Genomic DNA, 14,165 nt, shown 5'->3' on the forward strand with positions numbered 1-14,165 from the left:
GGGTTTGTCTGAGCAGCGACGGAGGAGCTGCGAACTACGGGCGGGCGGGAGCCGCGACGGAGGAGCGGCGTGGGATCAGGCGTTGAGGAACTGGCTTGGTTTGAGGGCGTGGTCAACTATGCGGACGTCGCCGATGGTGCCGGCGAAGGTTTGGTCGATGGTGTTGGCGTAGTGGCCGGCGCCCAGGAGCCAGGGGGCGCCGGTGGTGCTGAGGCCGTTGGACGGGGTTGCCGGGTTGCGGAGGAGTTCTGAGGAGTCGACGTACAGGGTGCTGTGTTTGCCGTCGTTGACGACCGCGAGGTGGAACCAGCGGCCGGCGAGTTGCTCGTGGCCCCAGTTCGTGAAGGTGTCGTTCTGGTCGAGCGGGTAGACCGCCCACTGGGCCTGGCGACCGCCGGAGAAGCCGAGCTTCGCGACCGGCTCGGACGGGTCGCTGCCGGTCTTGCCGACGTCGGCGCCGGTGCCGAGTCGGCTGAGCAGGCCCTCCCACGCGTGGTCGGCGCCGTCATCGGCCAGCTTGACGAAGGCTTCGATCGTGTAGCCGCTGCGGAAGGTCTGGCGGTTGAGTGGCGCGTTGTCCGCGGTACGGAGGTAGCCGCCGCGAGCGGGGTCCTTGCCGCCGGCAAATATCCAGCTGGCGTGCGCCGGCTGGTCCGGGTGGTGGTCGGTCGACGTCTTGAGGCTGTCGGCCGGGCTGCCCGGCAGCAGGACCGGGGTGAGGTCGTTGCCGCGTCCTGACCGGTCGATCACCTTGCTGCCAACAGCTCCATCGAGTCGCCAATAGGCGAGCGTGCCGGGGATGACCAGTTCGCGCGCCGGGCGTTCCGGACGGACCGGCTGCGGGTCGAACCCGGCGAAACGGGCGGTGAAGTCGAGAGGCACTGAGAAGCGGTTGGTCTCGTCGGTGAGTTCGAGCTCACCCTCGGCCAGCAGGCTGCGCCGGGCCGGCTGCTGCTCCAGGATCCACGGCGAGATGGTCTCGACGTCGATCGTGTTGCGCGCCAGGTCGAAGTGGTAGAGGCGGATCATCGCCGAGCCGCCGTAGTACCGGTCCTGGTAGTTGGTGATGTGCAGGTGCACGTCGTGGCCGGCCTTGTTCTGCCGGATCACGCGGCCGGACGGCCAGAAGTGACCATTCAGGGTGAGGAAGATCTGGTCGTTGCCGTCGACAAGTTGTTCCCAGACGCGGTTGCCGTGGTCGGAGAACTTCGCCACCGGGTCCCCGGCATCGGCGTAGACGAGCTCGTGGATGGTCAAGATGACCGGCATCCGAGGGTGGTCGGCGATCACCTTGCGCGCCCACGCGAAGCCGGCGTCCGACGGTCGCCAGTCCATTGCCAGCAGCAACCATTGCCGGCCGGCCGCGCGGAACACGTGGTACGAGTTGTACCCGTCCGGCGTCGACCCGCCGTACGTGCTCGATCTGCGGAACCGGCGCGGCCCGAAGGTCTGCAGGTACGGCGTATCGCCGCGCTGGTCGTCGGTGCTGCCGTCGATGTCGTGATTGCCCGCGAGCACGGAGTACGGCATCCGGGCACGGTCGAGTACGTCGAACACAGGGGCCGCTTGGGCGAACTCCATCGTGAGCGCGTTCTCCACCACGTCGCCGAGATGCGCGGTGAAGACGATGTTGTCCGCGGCCCGCTGCTCGATCAGATACTCGAAGCTCGCGGTCAACGGCGCGGGATCGCCCCGGTCGGTGTCGAACAAGTACTGCGTGTCCGGCACGACGGCGAGCGTGAATCGCGGGCTGTCCGGATCCCCCGTACGCCGCGCAGCCGCGCCGGTGGTGACCGCCGCCGAGGCGGTGTCGCCCATCGTCGAGGCGGTGTCAGTCGTCGTACCGGCGAAGGCAGGTGAAAGAGCGCCCGGCAGAGCCCCGACTCCGAGCGCGCCGACGCCGGTAGCACCGGCCTGAAGCAGCCGCCGCCGGCTCGTACCGTCGTTGTGGATGGTCATTCAGTGCCTCCGCAGTCGTTGACAACGAAGGCACTGTAGAGCCTCTCACCCGGCCCGACGGTGAACGGCGAAAGAACAGCCTTCTTCGTCGGCGCTACGTCAAGGCGCGAGCCTTCGAAGGCGAGGTGGCCCGGGCAGTCAGGGGGAGTCGGGCGAGAAGCCCTGCGCGATGATCGCGGGGAGTCCGCCGGAGCGGACGCCGGCGAGCACTCGGGCCTCGTGGGGGACGACCGGGTCGGGGAGGTTGTCCAGGGAGTACCAGCCGAGGCCGGCTGCTTTGCCTGGTTCCATCAGGCGGGGTTCGCCACGCCAGCGGGTGGTGGTGAAGAAGAAGTCGACGCGTTCGTCGATCGGCCGGCCGTTGCCGCCGGTGCGGTGCATCGCGGTGAGGGGGAGCAGGTCGGCCGGGTCGATCTCGACGCCGACCTCCTCGCGGACCTCGCGGATCGCGGCGGCGAGCACCGACTCGTCCTTCTCGACATGGCCGGCGGGCACGGCCCAGTAGCCGTCCATGTAGCCGGTGTCGGCCCTGAGCAGCAACAACACCTCGTCGCCGCGCCGAAGCACGACGTACGCCGCCGGAATCACCTGGAACCGATCCATGCCGCAACCCTAGACGGACCTGCCGACAACCCGAACCGCCAAGGCCGACCCACCGAGCGCAACCCGGCAAGGCCAACCCAGCGAGGGCCCCGGGCGAGGGCAACCCGGCAAGGGCAACCCGGCGAGGGCACCGGGCGAGGGCAACCCGGCAAGGGCAACCCGGCGAGGGCGCCGGGCGAGGGCAACCCGGCAAGGGCAACCCGGCGAGGGCACCGGGCGAGGACAACCCGGCAAGGGCCAACCCGGCAAGAGCACCCGGGCGAGGAAACCGAAAGGAAGGGGGAACAGTGAAGGGCCGCGAGGACGAATCCTCGCGGCCCTTCGGAGACGAGACGTCAGGCGGGGTTGTTCGGCCCGTTGTCGATGTCGTCGTCCTGACCGTCGAGACCGTCGAGACGGTCCTTGGCGACGCCGACACCCTGGTCGATCTTGTCGCCGTACTTGCCGCCGGTCTTCTCGTCAACGAAGTCGCCGGCCTTGTCGAGACCCCCGCCGACCTGGTCGCCGTGCTGGTCGACGAGGTCGGTCGCCTTGTCCTTGAGTTCCTCGGCCTTGCCCTTGAACTTGTCGAAGATGCCCATCTCGTGGGGCTCCCATTCCTAGCGTAGTGAACTACTTACAGACAGCTAGCGGTGATCTTCCCACCTGGAAGCCCCCGAGTGTGGGATGTCTCAGTTTCCGCCGGCCGGCGGTGCCTCGACGTCGCCGCCGCTCTCCTCCGGGTCGTCGCCGCCGACCTCGACGTCCCCGCCACTCTTGGCCTCGACGTCGCCGCCGCTCTTGCCCTTCAGTTCCACATCGCCACCACTGCGCTTGGCGGCGTCGAACTCGCCGTCCAGGTCCAGGGCGTCCTTGGCCGCGTCGGTCTCTTCGTCGAACGGATTCGTCACTGTATGTCCTCCCGAGTCGGTACTGCGCTGAATCGTGTCGGCCCCCCAGAGCGGACCGCACTCCTTGCCTCCGTTCCTACCGAACACACAGGGTCATCACAACCCCTTCGGCCCCAGTCTTGGGCAAGAGTTCACGCCTCCTACCGTGGATCAGGGCAGGCACTGTCACACTGGTCGGATGGTCGTGCCACTGGTCGTCGCGGTCGTCGGTCCCACCGCGGCCGGCAAATCCGACCTCTCCGTTGCCCTGTGCAAGCGATTGCACGGTGAGGTGGTCAACGCCGACGCGATGCAGGTCTACCGCGGGATGGACGTCGGTACCGCGACGATCACCGTCGCCGAGCGGCAGGGGATCACCCATCACCTGCTCGACATCCTCGACGTCACGCAGACCGCGACCGTCGCGGAGTTCCAGCAACTCGCCCGGGCCGCGATCGACGACTGTCTGCGGCGTCAGGTGGTGCCGGTGCTCGCCGGCGGCTCCGCGCTGTACGTCCGCGCGATCCTGGACGACTTCGCGTTCCCGGGCACCGACCCCGCAGTACGGGAACGGCTCGAGGCCGAGCTGGCCGAGCACGGGTCCGGCGAACTGCACCGGCGTCTCGCCGAGGTGGACCCGCCTGCCGCCGAGCAGATCCTGCCGAGCAACGGCCGGCGGATCGTGCGTGCGCTGGAGGTCATCGAGATCACCGGTACGCCGTACGTCGCGACCCTGCCCGAACACACCTACATCTACCCGGGTGCTGTCCAGCTCGGACTCGACGTGCCCAGGCCGGTCCTCGACGAACGGATCGGCCGCCGGGTGGACCGGATGTTCGAGAACGGGTTCGTCGACGAGGTCCGCGACCTGCTCGGCAAGGGCCTGTTGGACGGCCGTACGGCGAACCGCGCGCTCGGGTACTCCCAGGTGATCGCGCTGCTCGCCGGTGAGATCAGTGAGGCCGAGGCGCGCGAGCGGACGGCTCAGGCGACCAGGCGGTTCGCCAGGAGGCAGGATTCCTGGTTCCGCAAGGACCCCCGGATCACCTGGCTGGCCTACGACGATCCCGACCTCGTCGAGCGCGCGGCAACCGTCGTACGAGAGTCCGTGGTCCAGGGCAACCGTTCGGCGCCGGGCGGCGTAGATGGGGTGGAAGAAGGCCTGGGGGCTGTGGATGCGAGGGGGTGACCGCGAGGCCGAGTTCCGCGAGTACGTGCTCGCGGATCGCACCAGACTGATGCGTACGGCGATGCTGCTCACCGCGGGCGATGTGCACACCGCCGAAGATCTGGTCCAGACCGCGTGTACGAGGGTGTACGTGCACTGGCACCGGATCCGGCACGAGGGCGCGGGGCCGTATGCCCATCGCATCCTGGTCAACGCCTTCCTGGACGAGCGCCGCCGGGCCGGCCGCCACCCCGAGGTGGTGACCGCCGAGACGTTCGAACCACGGCTGTCCGAGGAGACGGACCAGGTGGACACGCTGGCCGTCCGGCGCGCGCTGCTCGACCTGGCGCCGCGGCAACGGGCGGTCCTGGTCCTGCGGTACTTCCAGGATCTCGACGTCGCCAGTTGCGCGCGCATCCTGGAGTGCACCGAGGGGACTGTGAAGAGCCAGACGGCGAAAGCTTTGAAACGACTGAAGGATCTGATGGCCGAGGACCCGGCCGCCGATCCCGCGACCGGGAGTAGTTGACGTGGACGACGTGAAGTTGCTGCTGACGCAGTTCGCCGACCAGGCGGTCGACGGCCTGCCGCCGGCCGACGTGGACGCGGATGTGGCGCGTGGTCGCCGGGCGCTGTTCCGGATCCGGGCGCGCCGGCGGACCACCGGTGTGCTCTGCATCGCCGCTGTCACCACGGCCGTGTTCGGCTTCGGCAACCAGTTGAAGTGGTGGGGCGGTCCCGACAAGGAGGTCGCCACTGGCGGCGCGCCGGCCGAGGCCTCCGCGACTCCCACCCCCAGTCCGGCTACGCCACAGAGCGAGGAGACGATCTCGACCTTCGCCGGTGCCGCCCTGGAACTGGTCCCGAACACCAAGCCCTGGAGCACAGTCGCCTGCACGCTCGTGCCGCAGGGCTGGACCCCACAGACCCCGATCGCCGCCGACCGCGTAGTACTGACCCCTCCGAGTGCCCGAACGTCCGACGACCAGGCCAAGCTCGTACTGCGGTCCGCCGCCGACGCGCAGAGTCTGTTGTCGGTGCGAGTGACGCAGGCCGGTGGCAAGGTCTTCCACATCGGGACGGCGGCCGGTCGCGAGGTCGGTCAGGTCAAGCTCGGCGAGCGCTGGCTGGTGGTTCAGTTGCCCACCGAGCATCCGGGCTGGGACGACGCCTCACTGCAGCGGTTCATGGCATCCTGCACGGTGTCCTGACACGGTTCGACTGGCGTTTGCGTCGCCGAGCAGGTAGGCAGGGCCTGTCCCTGTACGCCGACCCGCGGAGGACCCGGTGACACCGAAAAGCTTGGCCGCAGCCCTGACGGCTGGCGCGCTCGTCCTGTCCGGCCTGACTGCCAGTACGGCGGTCGCCCACCGGCACGCCCCGCCGGTGAAGACGCCCACCGCGATCGGCTTCGGTGGTGCCGTCGCCTCCGTCGATGCCGACGCCACCAACATCGGCCTGTCGGTACTCCGGCACGGCGGCAACGCGGTCGACGCAGCAGTCGCGACGGCGGCCGCGCTGGGCGTGACGGAGCCGTACTCCGCCGGTATCGGTGGCGGCGGCTACTTCGTCTACTACAGCGCCAAGAACCACAAGGTCTACACGCTCGACGGCCGCGAGACAGCGCCGGCGACGATGCCGAACAACGCCTTCATCAACCCGGCGACCGGCAAGCCGTACAACTTCTTCCCCGAACTCGTCACCTCGGGCGTCTCGGTCGGAATCCCCGGCACGCTGGCGACCTGGGACTCGGCTCTGCACAACTGGGGATCGCTCTCGCTCGGCAAGGCCCTGCAGCCCGCCGCGAACCTGGCCGACCGCGGCTTCGTCATCGACCAGACCTTCCGCAACCAGACGCTCGACAACAAGGCCCGCTTCTCGGCGATCACGCCGACCGCGAAGCTCTACCTGCCCGGTGGAGACGCGCCGGTGGTCGGATCGGTGTTCAAGAACAAGGACCTGGCGAAGACGTACGAACTGCTGGGCCGCAAAGGCCCGTCCGCCTTCTACAGCGGGCCGATCGCGCACGAGATCGAGAAGGTCGTGCAGACCCCGCCGAAGGCACCGGGCGCGACCTTGCCGGTGATGCCCGGCTATCTGACGACCGCTGACCTGGCGAAGTACAAGGTCATCAAGCGGGACCCGACGAAGGTCCACTACGAAGGACTCGACGTCTACGGGATGGCGCCGTCGTCGTCCGGTGGAACGACGGTCGGTGAGGCGCTGAACATCCTGGCGCCGCAGCACCTGTCGAAGATGTCGACGCCGCAGGCTCTGCACACGTACCTCGAGTCGTCGGCGCTCGCCTTCGCCGATCGCGCCGCCTACGTGGGCGATCCGGCGTACGTGAATGTGCCGGTGAAGGAGTTGTTGTCGCGCGGCTTCGGCGCTGAGCGGTCCTGCTTGATCGATCCGGATCACGCGTTGGTGAAGCCGTTGAAGGCCGGTTCGCCGGACGGCAGCTACTCGCCGTGCACGCCGGGTGTCGCCACGACGCAGCGGCCCGATACCGAAGGGTTGTCGACGACTCACCTAGTCACCGCTGACAAGTGGGGCAACGTCGTCTCGTACACGTTGACGATCGAGCAGACCGGCGGCAGCGGCATCCTCGTACCGGGTCGCGGCTTCCTGCTGAACAACGAGCTGACCGACTTCTCCGCCGCCTACGACCCGGCCGACCCGAACCGGATCCAGCCCGGCAAACGCCCCCGCTCCTCGATGTCGCCGACGATCGTGCTCCGTGGCGGCAAGCCGTTCCTCGCTCTCGGCTCTCCTGGTGGCTCGACGATCATCACCACGGTCCTGCAGACCCTGACCAACCGGCTGGACCGCGGGATGACGCTGCCTGAGGCGATCGCCGCCCCGCGTGCTTCCCAACGCAACACGGCGACGGTGACAGCGGAGCCGCCCTTCATCGATGCCTATGGCAAGGACTTGGCGCCGTACGGTCACGTCCTCGTCCCATCCGGCGACGCACTCACCTCAGCAGCCGAAATCGGCGCGGTCGCGGCGCTCGAGTTCCTCCCCGGCGGCGGCTATCTCGCAGCAGCCGAACCCAAACGCCGAGGCGGTGGCGCCGCCGGAACCGTCCACCAACTCTGGCCGAACTGAGCCGGTACGACGGAGGAGCCGCCCCACGCAGCTCCTCCGTCGCCGCTCCCACCCACCCTGAAACGCCGGCTCCTGGCGTCGCGGCTAAGTAGGCCCGCCCCGTCGCCTGCTCCCGCGTCGCGGCTCCCCCCACCCGAAACAACGCTCCTACGTCGCGGCTCCGCCAAGCGAACTGCGCTGGTACGTGCCTGGTCGTCACCACCCAGTGCGAATCGGAGCACCTACTCAGCTGTTCTTCAAGCGTTTGGGGGCTGACGGCAAAGGTGCTGGTTCGGGGACCGGTTGGTCAGCTGCCGGAGATTCCAGCCACCCCTCGTACTGCGTGAGTAAGCCATCCAGCACCGTCAGATCCGTAGTGGCGGGGAGGAGAACCGTCCAAGGGTGGTCCTCGTCGTCGTCCTCGCCCTGGAAGTGGCCTCGGCGGAGCGTTCCATCGAGCGCGTCCGCGACGTGTTCCGCGTCCTCGCGTTCGAAGAAACAGGCGACCAGGTCCATGGTCATCAGCCTACTGGGACACCGCGGCGAGGCCCGCGCGTGCGACCGTTGCCTCGTGTGCGTAGCCGGTCGACTCGGCGAGTTCCAGAGCCTGCTGGTAGATCGCGCGTGCATGGTCGGCCAGACCGGCCGCCAGGGAAGTTTCGGCATAGCTGTTCAGGAAGTTGACCGCCCACTGGCGTTCTGCGGAATCCTCGACGAGCTGCAGCGCCTTCCGATGAGTCGCGAGTGCTTCCTCGTAGCGTCCGGCCTCGCGTAGAGCTACGGCCAGGTAGTTGAGGCACCAGGCCTGGTTCTGTACGTGGTCGTCCTCGCGGGCCAGCCGCAACGCGTCGGTCAGGTACGCGATCGCCCCCGCCGGATCCGTCGCGCCGATCGCAGCGCCGAGGGTGACCAGAGCGGTGATCGGCGGCGGCCAGTCCTCCGCATCGCTCTGCAAAGCCAGCGCCGTACGGGCGAGCGCGGCGGCTTCGTCGAGTTGGCCGAGTTGGTACGCCGCCCAGGCCTGGAACGCCGTCGCGTGGGCGACTCCCTTCGGCTGCTGGTCCCGGTCGAACAGCTCGGCGGCCGACCTGAACAGTTCCATCGCCTGCGAGGTCTCGCCGAGATCCTGGTGAAGATAGCCACGGCGTACCGCAAGAGAGGCCGACTCCGGCATCGTCGTCGCCGCCGATTCGTAGTACTGCAAGGCTTCCGGGAAGCGGCCGGCGCTGTAGCGGGCGAAGCCGAGATCCGCTTGCACGGCAGCGACCACTGCGGGGTCGCCAAGGCGTTCGGCCGCTGCCAGTGCCTGCTCGAGCAGACGGTTCTCGTCGGCGGACGCGGCGCGGCGGAAGTAGTAGGGGCGGAGCAGTCGCGGCAGGCGGCTGACGTGCAGATCGGAGCCAACCGTCAGAGCCTCGACCAGGTTCGGATATTCCTCGTCGAACCAAGCCAGCGCGGCCTCCTGACCGGCGAACGCAGGCAGGGCAGCCGGCGCTGGACAAGGCAGCGGTGTCTCGTCCGGGTACGCATACCGAAGCAGCTTGCCGGCCGCCGCCGCGCTGTGCAGGTAGTAGTCCAGCACCCGTACTACGGCCTGCCGCTGGTCCGCCGATGATTCCTCGGCCGTAGCGAGCCGCCCCGCAAAGCCGCGCACCAGATCGTGCAAACGGAAAACGGCCGGTCGCGGTTCCTGCACCAAATGGCTGTCGACCAGGTCCTCGAGCGAAGTCTGTGTCGCTGCCAGGCTGCTGCCGGTGAGCGCGGCCACGACGTATGCATCAAAGGTTGCTCCAGGCAACAGACCGAGCAGCCGGAAGGTTCGCCGTTGGCCGTGATCGAGTTGGCGAAGCGACATCGACAGCGCCGTGTCGACATGGTCGGAGCCGGTTCGCAGCCGGTCGGCCAGCACGCCGATGGTCCAGCCGGGACGATGCCGCAGCCGCGCCGCCGACAATCTGATGGCCAACGGCAACCCGCCGCACAGCCGTAGTACCTCGGCGGTCGCTTCGGGTTCTTTCGCCACCCGGTCGCCCGGACCGCTCGCCTGCTGGAGGAGCTCGATCCCGTCGGCAGCTCCGAGCACGTCCAACGACACCGGCGGTACTTGGTCGAGCTCGACGAGCCGGTTGCGGCTGGTGATCAGGACGGCGCTGGCGCCGGCTCCGGGAAGCAACGGCCGGGCATGCTCGGCGTCAGCGACGTTGTCCAGCAGGACCAGCACTCGCCGCTGCGCCAACTCCGCTCGCCAGAGCGCAGCGAGCTCTTCCACGCCGGCCAGGCTGTCGGCAGTCGGGATCTCCAGAGCGGCCAGCAACATCCGCAGCGCCGCAACCGGCTCCAGCGGCTCACGGGCAGGCGTGAAACCGTGCAGGTCGAGATACAGCTGACCATCGGCGTACTCCGGCGCCAGCTGATGTGCCAAATGGACCGCCAGGCAGGTTTTGCCGACGCCGGCCATCCCGTCGATCGCGACCGCCCGGGCTGCGAGCAGGCTCTGCCGCACGGCGTCGAGTTCTTCCTGCCGTCCGGTGAAGTCCGCGACATCCAGCGGCAGGTCGTTGCGGCCGGCCACCTTCGGACGCACCGCGGCGGCCGGCGGTGGCGGGGGGAGCTGGGACGCCAGCTCCCAGAGCTCCCGCAGCGGCCGGGGATCGCGCCGCACGAGGCGACACAACGCGACAACCGAGGACCAGGGTGGCAGGCTGCGGCCCGCGAAGTACCGCGACAGCGACGACGAGCTGATGCCGGTCGCCCGCTCCAACTCGCGCAAGCTGCGCCCGGACAGCTTCTGGATCGCCTGCAACCGCCCGGCCAGCTCGGTGCGGGGCGACTCGGCCCGCTGTGTCACGCCCCACCTTCCGCCCTGTCCCAGCCCGGGACGATCTCTTCGCTGCAGATTAGTGCAGGTGGGCGGCCGGTCGGCTGTCCCACGGTGTCCCACCGACCTCGCTGGGACGGTGCTCCCGGTGGTCCGATCGGTCCTGTTCACACCGAACGAGAACCACACCGAGAAGGAGCAGCACGATGCAGTCACGGATGAAGAACCCGGTCATGGTCATCACCGAGGCGATGGGCCCGGCGCAGAAGCTGATGGGCGCGGCCAAGCTGGGCGGCGTACCGGACACCACCCTGGAACTGGTCCACCTTCGGGTCAGCCAGATCAACGGGTGCAGCGCCTGTGTGGACGGCGGCACGAAGACCGCCCGCAAGAACGGTGAGACCGACGACCGGCTGGGCACGGTGGCCGCCTGGCGGGAGACGACGTACTTCACCGACGCCGAGCGGGCCGCGCTGGCCCTCGCCGAAGGCGCGACCCGGCTGGCCGACGGCGCCGGGGGAGTCTCCGACGAGGTCTGGGACGAGGCCGCCAAGTACTACGACGAGCGGGGGCTGGCCGCGCTCGTCCTGATGATCGGGGTCACCAACCTGTTCAACCGGCTCAACGCCATCACCCGTCAGATCGCCGGCGCCTGGGGCTGAGCGAACACCTCCCGAGGAGAACCCGATGAACACGATCGCCGTACGAATGCACACCTACCGGGTCGGCCCCGATGAGCTGACCGAGTTCCTCAGCCGGCGGGCGGCTCTGGTCGCCGGGCTGCGGGCGGAGTACCCGGGTCTGGCGCAGGTCCAGTTGATCCGCCTGGAGGACGGGACCTACCGCGACACCTGGCGCTGGGACTCCTTCGAGCAGATGGCCGCTGCCTTCCCGGCAGCCGGCTCGCCCCAGGCAGCCGCCGTCCAGTCGTTCCTCACCGAAGCCGCTGCGCTGAACGGCGAGATCGTCGACGAGCGCTGACGCCGAGCCGTAAGACGCCGCCCTCGAAAGGGTTGCGGCGCCCGGGGGTGAGCCGCGTCCGGAACTCGACGAGCGCCGCCGGTTCTGGCGCTCCCGCGAGACCAGTACGGCGGAAGTCCACGACCCACAGCCGGTCCGCGCCCCGCATCGCGCGGACCGGCTCACATCGCCCGCACCGTAGGATCGGGGTGTGGGAGAGACTTTCAGCTGGCTCAAAGGGCATGGCACGGAGAATGACTTCGTGCTGCTGCCGGATCCCGACGGGACCGTACACGGGGACCTGGATGCCGCGTTGGTGCGGTTCCTGTGTGACCGGCATGCCGGGATCGGGGCCGACGGCGTCCTGCGGGTGATCGAAGGGTCGAAGCAGGCGTACGTCGAGGACGGCGGCGCCTGGTTCATGGACTACTGGAACTCCGACGGGACCATCGGCGAGATGTGCGGCAACGGGATCCGCGTGTTCGCCCGCTACCTCGCCGAGGCGGGCCTGGTCGGCGACAAGCCGGTCCGGATCGGGACCAGGGCCGGCATCAAGGAAGTCTCGTTCAACGACGACGGCACGATCACCGTCGACATGGGCGAGCCGAGCTTCCCGGGTCCGGCCGGCATCGTCGTGGAGGCGAACGGTCACCAGTGGCCGGCCCTGCACGTGAACGTGGGCAACCCGCATGCCGTTGCCTTCGTCGACGACCTCCGTGAGCCCGGCGCGCTGGTGGATCCACCGGTGTGGTCCCCGGCCGAGGCCTACCCGAACGGCGTGAACGTGGAGTTCGTCGTCCGCAAAGGCCCGAACCAGGTACAGATGCGCGTGCACGAGCGCGGCTCGGGGGAGACCCGCTCGTGCGGCACCGGGACCTGTGCCGTGGCGGTGGCGTCCGCCCGGGCGGCCCACCAGGAGGCACCGGTCACGTACAAGGTCGGCGTACCGGGGGGTGAGCTCACCGTCACCTGGCGTGAGGACAACCACCTGGAGATGACCGGGCCTGCCGTGATCCACGCTCGCGGTGAATTTTCGCGCAGCTGGCTGCCCGCCTGAGGCGTAGTACGGGGAATTCGGTACCACGTGCGGTCGTTGGACTGTTAATCGGGTCGCCTGTCCGGGCGCTCCGTGCCACGATGGAAGGTATATGACGACCCAATCGCATTCATACGAAGAAGCAGATGTCGAACTCGACCTGGACCAGGGCGAGGACTCGGACTCTTCGTCGGGTTACGACACCTCGCTGAGCACCGAGGGACTCGAGCTCGAGGAACGCCAGGCGCTGCGGCGCGTGGTCGGGATGTCGACCGAGCTGACCGATATCAGCGAGGTCGAGTACCGCAAACTTCTGCTGGAGCGCGTCCTGCTGGTCGGGGTGTGGACCGAAGGCAGTGCCGAGGACGCCGAGAACTCGCTCGCCGAGCTGAAACTGCTCGCCGAGACCGCCGGTTCCGAGGTGCTCGACGGCGTGATCCAGCGGCGCAAGAAGCCGGACCCGGCGACCTTCATCGGTTCCGGCAAGGTGGCCGACCTGCGCAACCTGGTCGCGTCGCTCGGTGCCGACACGGTGATCGCCGACGGCGAGCTCGCGCCTGCCCAGCTGCGCAACCTGGAGGACAAGCTCAAGGTCAAGGTGGTCGACCGGACCGCGCTGATCCTGGACATCTTCGCCCAGCACGCGAAGAGCAAGGAAGGCAAGGCGCAGGTCGAGCTGGCCCAGCTGCAGTACATGAAGCAGCGGCTGCGTGGTTGGGGTGGGAACCTGTCCCGCCAGGCCGGTGGTCGCGTCGGTGCGGCCGGTGGCGGTATCGGTGGCCGTGGTCCCGGTGAAACCAAGATCGAGACCGACCGGCGCCGGATCAACACCAAGATCGCCAAGCTGCGGCACGAGCTGAAGGCCTTGAAGGGCACCCGCTCGACGATGCGTCAGGAGCGCCGTCGGCACTCGATCCCGTCGGTCGCGATCGCCGGGTACACCAACGCCGGCAAGTCCTCGCTGCTGAACAAGATCACCGGTGCCGGCGTGCTGGTCGAGAACGCGCTGTTCGCGACCCTGGACCCGACCACCCGGCGTACGACGACGTCGGACGGCCGCGTCTACACGTTCACCGACACCGTCGGATTCGTCCGGCACCTGCCGCACGACATCGTCGAGGCGTTCCGCTCCACGCTGGAAGAGGTCGCCGACGCGGATCTGCTGCTGCACGTGGTGGACGGTTCGCATCCCGACCCGCTGGCGCAGATCCAGGCGGTCCGTGAGGTGCTCGCCGAGATCGGCGCGGGTGACGTCCGGGAGATCATCGTGATCAACAAGGCCGACCTGGCCGATCCGATGGCCCTGGCGCCGATCCTGCACCGGGAGCCGCACGCGATCGTGGTCTCCGCGCGGACCGGCGACGGCATCGACAAGCTGACCGCGCTGGTCGAGGCGTCGCTGCCCCAGCCGGACGTCTCGGTCGACCTGCTGCTGCCGTACGACCGCGGCGACCTGGTCTCGCGGATCCACTCCGAGGGCTCGGTCGACACCCTGGAGCACACCGGCGAAGGCACCCGCCTCGCCGCCCGCGTCCACGCCGGCCTGGCCGACGAACTCGCGCCGTACGAGGTCAGTACTACGCGCTGACGCCGTACGGCGGTGTGCTTCTCGCACTGCCGGGACACAAAAGGCCGGCGGCCCTGGGAGATTTCCCAGGGCCG

Annotated in this window: 14 protein-coding genes; 8 read left to right on the forward strand and 6 right to left on the reverse strand. The window is 68.8% G+C overall.

Translation table 11 applies throughout. The features are described from left to right. Positions 1–75: 75 nt before the first annotated feature. The 4 genes from EV138_RS36945 to EV138_RS36960 all read right to left on the reverse strand — a co-directional run bounded on the left by EV138_RS36945 (position 76) and on the right by EV138_RS36960 (position 3,452). On the reverse strand, positions 76–1,959 hold the full coding sequence (locus EV138_RS36945; RefSeq protein WP_133985449.1) for a LamG-like jellyroll fold domain-containing protein: 1,884 nt from the start codon (positions 1,957–1,959) through the stop codon (positions 76–78). A 138-nt stretch (positions 1,960–2,097) separates the two neighbouring features. Then, on the reverse strand, positions 2,098–2,562 hold the full coding sequence (locus tag EV138_RS36950) for an NUDIX hydrolase (RefSeq protein ID WP_133985451.1): 465 nt from the start codon (positions 2,560–2,562) through the stop codon (positions 2,098–2,100). 335 nt (positions 2,563–2,897) lie between these two features. Further along, a complete protein-coding gene (locus tag EV138_RS36955) occupies positions 2,898–3,143 on the reverse strand; it encodes an antitoxin (RefSeq protein ID WP_133985453.1) in 246 nt (81 codons plus the stop codon). 90 nt (positions 3,144–3,233) lie between these two features. Then, on the reverse strand, positions 3,234–3,452 hold the full coding sequence (locus EV138_RS36960) for a hypothetical protein (protein ID WP_133985455.1): 219 nt from the start codon (positions 3,450–3,452) through the stop codon (positions 3,234–3,236). Between the two features lie 178 nt (positions 3,453–3,630). Here EV138_RS36960 and miaA point away from each other — a divergent pair, with 178 nt between their 5' ends. The 4 genes from miaA (at position 3,631) to ggt (ending at position 7,710) form a co-directional block, all read left to right on the forward strand. Continuing rightward, complete coding sequence (miaA, locus tag EV138_RS36965) at positions 3,631–4,620, forward strand: tRNA (adenosine(37)-N6)-dimethylallyltransferase MiaA (protein WP_133985457.1); 990 nt, start codon at positions 3,631–3,633, stop codon at positions 4,618–4,620. Beyond that, positions 4,607–5,128, forward strand: a complete 522-nt coding sequence (locus EV138_RS36970) for a SigE family RNA polymerase sigma factor (protein ID WP_133985459.1) — start codon at positions 4,607–4,609, stop codon at positions 5,126–5,128. Before miaA ends, EV138_RS36970 begins: the two co-directional genes overlap by 14 nt. 1 nt (position 5,129) lies before the next feature. Further along, entirely contained in the window at positions 5,130–5,810 is a 681-nt protein-coding gene (locus EV138_RS36975; RefSeq protein WP_133985461.1) for a hypothetical protein, read from the forward strand. Positions 5,811–5,886: 76 nt separating this feature from the next. Continuing rightward, the gene (ggt, locus tag EV138_RS36980) at positions 5,887–7,710 is read left to right on the forward strand and encodes a gamma-glutamyltransferase (protein ID WP_133985463.1); all 1,824 of its coding nucleotides are present in this window, start codon (positions 5,887–5,889) and stop codon (positions 7,708–7,710) included. 225 nt (positions 7,711–7,935) lie between these two features. Here the strand turns inward: ggt and EV138_RS36985 are convergent, their stop codons facing one another. Together EV138_RS36985 and EV138_RS36990 are read right to left on the reverse strand one after the other, a co-directional pair. Further along, on the reverse strand, positions 7,936–8,211 hold the full coding sequence (locus EV138_RS36985; protein WP_133985464.1) for a hypothetical protein: 276 nt from the start codon (positions 8,209–8,211) through the stop codon (positions 7,936–7,938). A gap of 4 nt (positions 8,212–8,215) precedes the next feature. Continuing rightward, positions 8,216–10,537 carry an XRE family transcriptional regulator gene (locus tag EV138_RS36990; RefSeq protein WP_133985466.1) on the reverse strand — a complete coding sequence of 774 codons (2,322 nt, stop codon included), beginning with the start codon at positions 10,535–10,537 and terminating at the stop codon, positions 8,216–8,218. Positions 10,538–10,713: 176 nt separating this feature from the next. Here EV138_RS36990 and EV138_RS36995 point away from each other — a divergent pair, with 176 nt between their 5' ends. The 4 genes from EV138_RS36995 to hflX all read left to right on the forward strand — a co-directional run bounded on the left by EV138_RS36995 (position 10,714) and on the right by hflX (position 14,091). Further along, positions 10,714–11,169: a carboxymuconolactone decarboxylase family protein gene (locus EV138_RS36995; RefSeq protein ID WP_133985468.1), complete on the forward strand. Its 456-nt coding sequence runs from the start codon at positions 10,714–10,716 to the stop codon at positions 11,167–11,169. Positions 11,170–11,194: 25 nt separating this feature from the next. Beyond that, the gene (locus tag EV138_RS37000; RefSeq protein ID WP_133985470.1) at positions 11,195–11,488 is read left to right on the forward strand and encodes a hypothetical protein; all 294 of its coding nucleotides are present in this window, start codon (positions 11,195–11,197) and stop codon (positions 11,486–11,488) included. 190 nt (positions 11,489–11,678) lie between these two features. Next, complete coding sequence (gene dapF, locus EV138_RS37005) at positions 11,679–12,524, forward strand: diaminopimelate epimerase (protein ID WP_133985472.1); 846 nt, start codon at positions 11,679–11,681, stop codon at positions 12,522–12,524. A 91-nt stretch (positions 12,525–12,615) separates the two neighbouring features. Further along, a complete protein-coding gene (hflX, locus tag EV138_RS37010; RefSeq protein ID WP_133985474.1) occupies positions 12,616–14,091 on the forward strand; it encodes a GTPase HflX in 1,476 nt (491 codons plus the stop codon). Positions 14,092–14,165: the final 74 nt, after the last annotated feature.

The organism is Kribbella voronezhensis (assembly GCF_004365175.1).
GTDB lineage: Bacteria > Actinomycetota > Actinomycetes > Propionibacteriales > Kribbellaceae > Kribbella > Kribbella voronezhensis.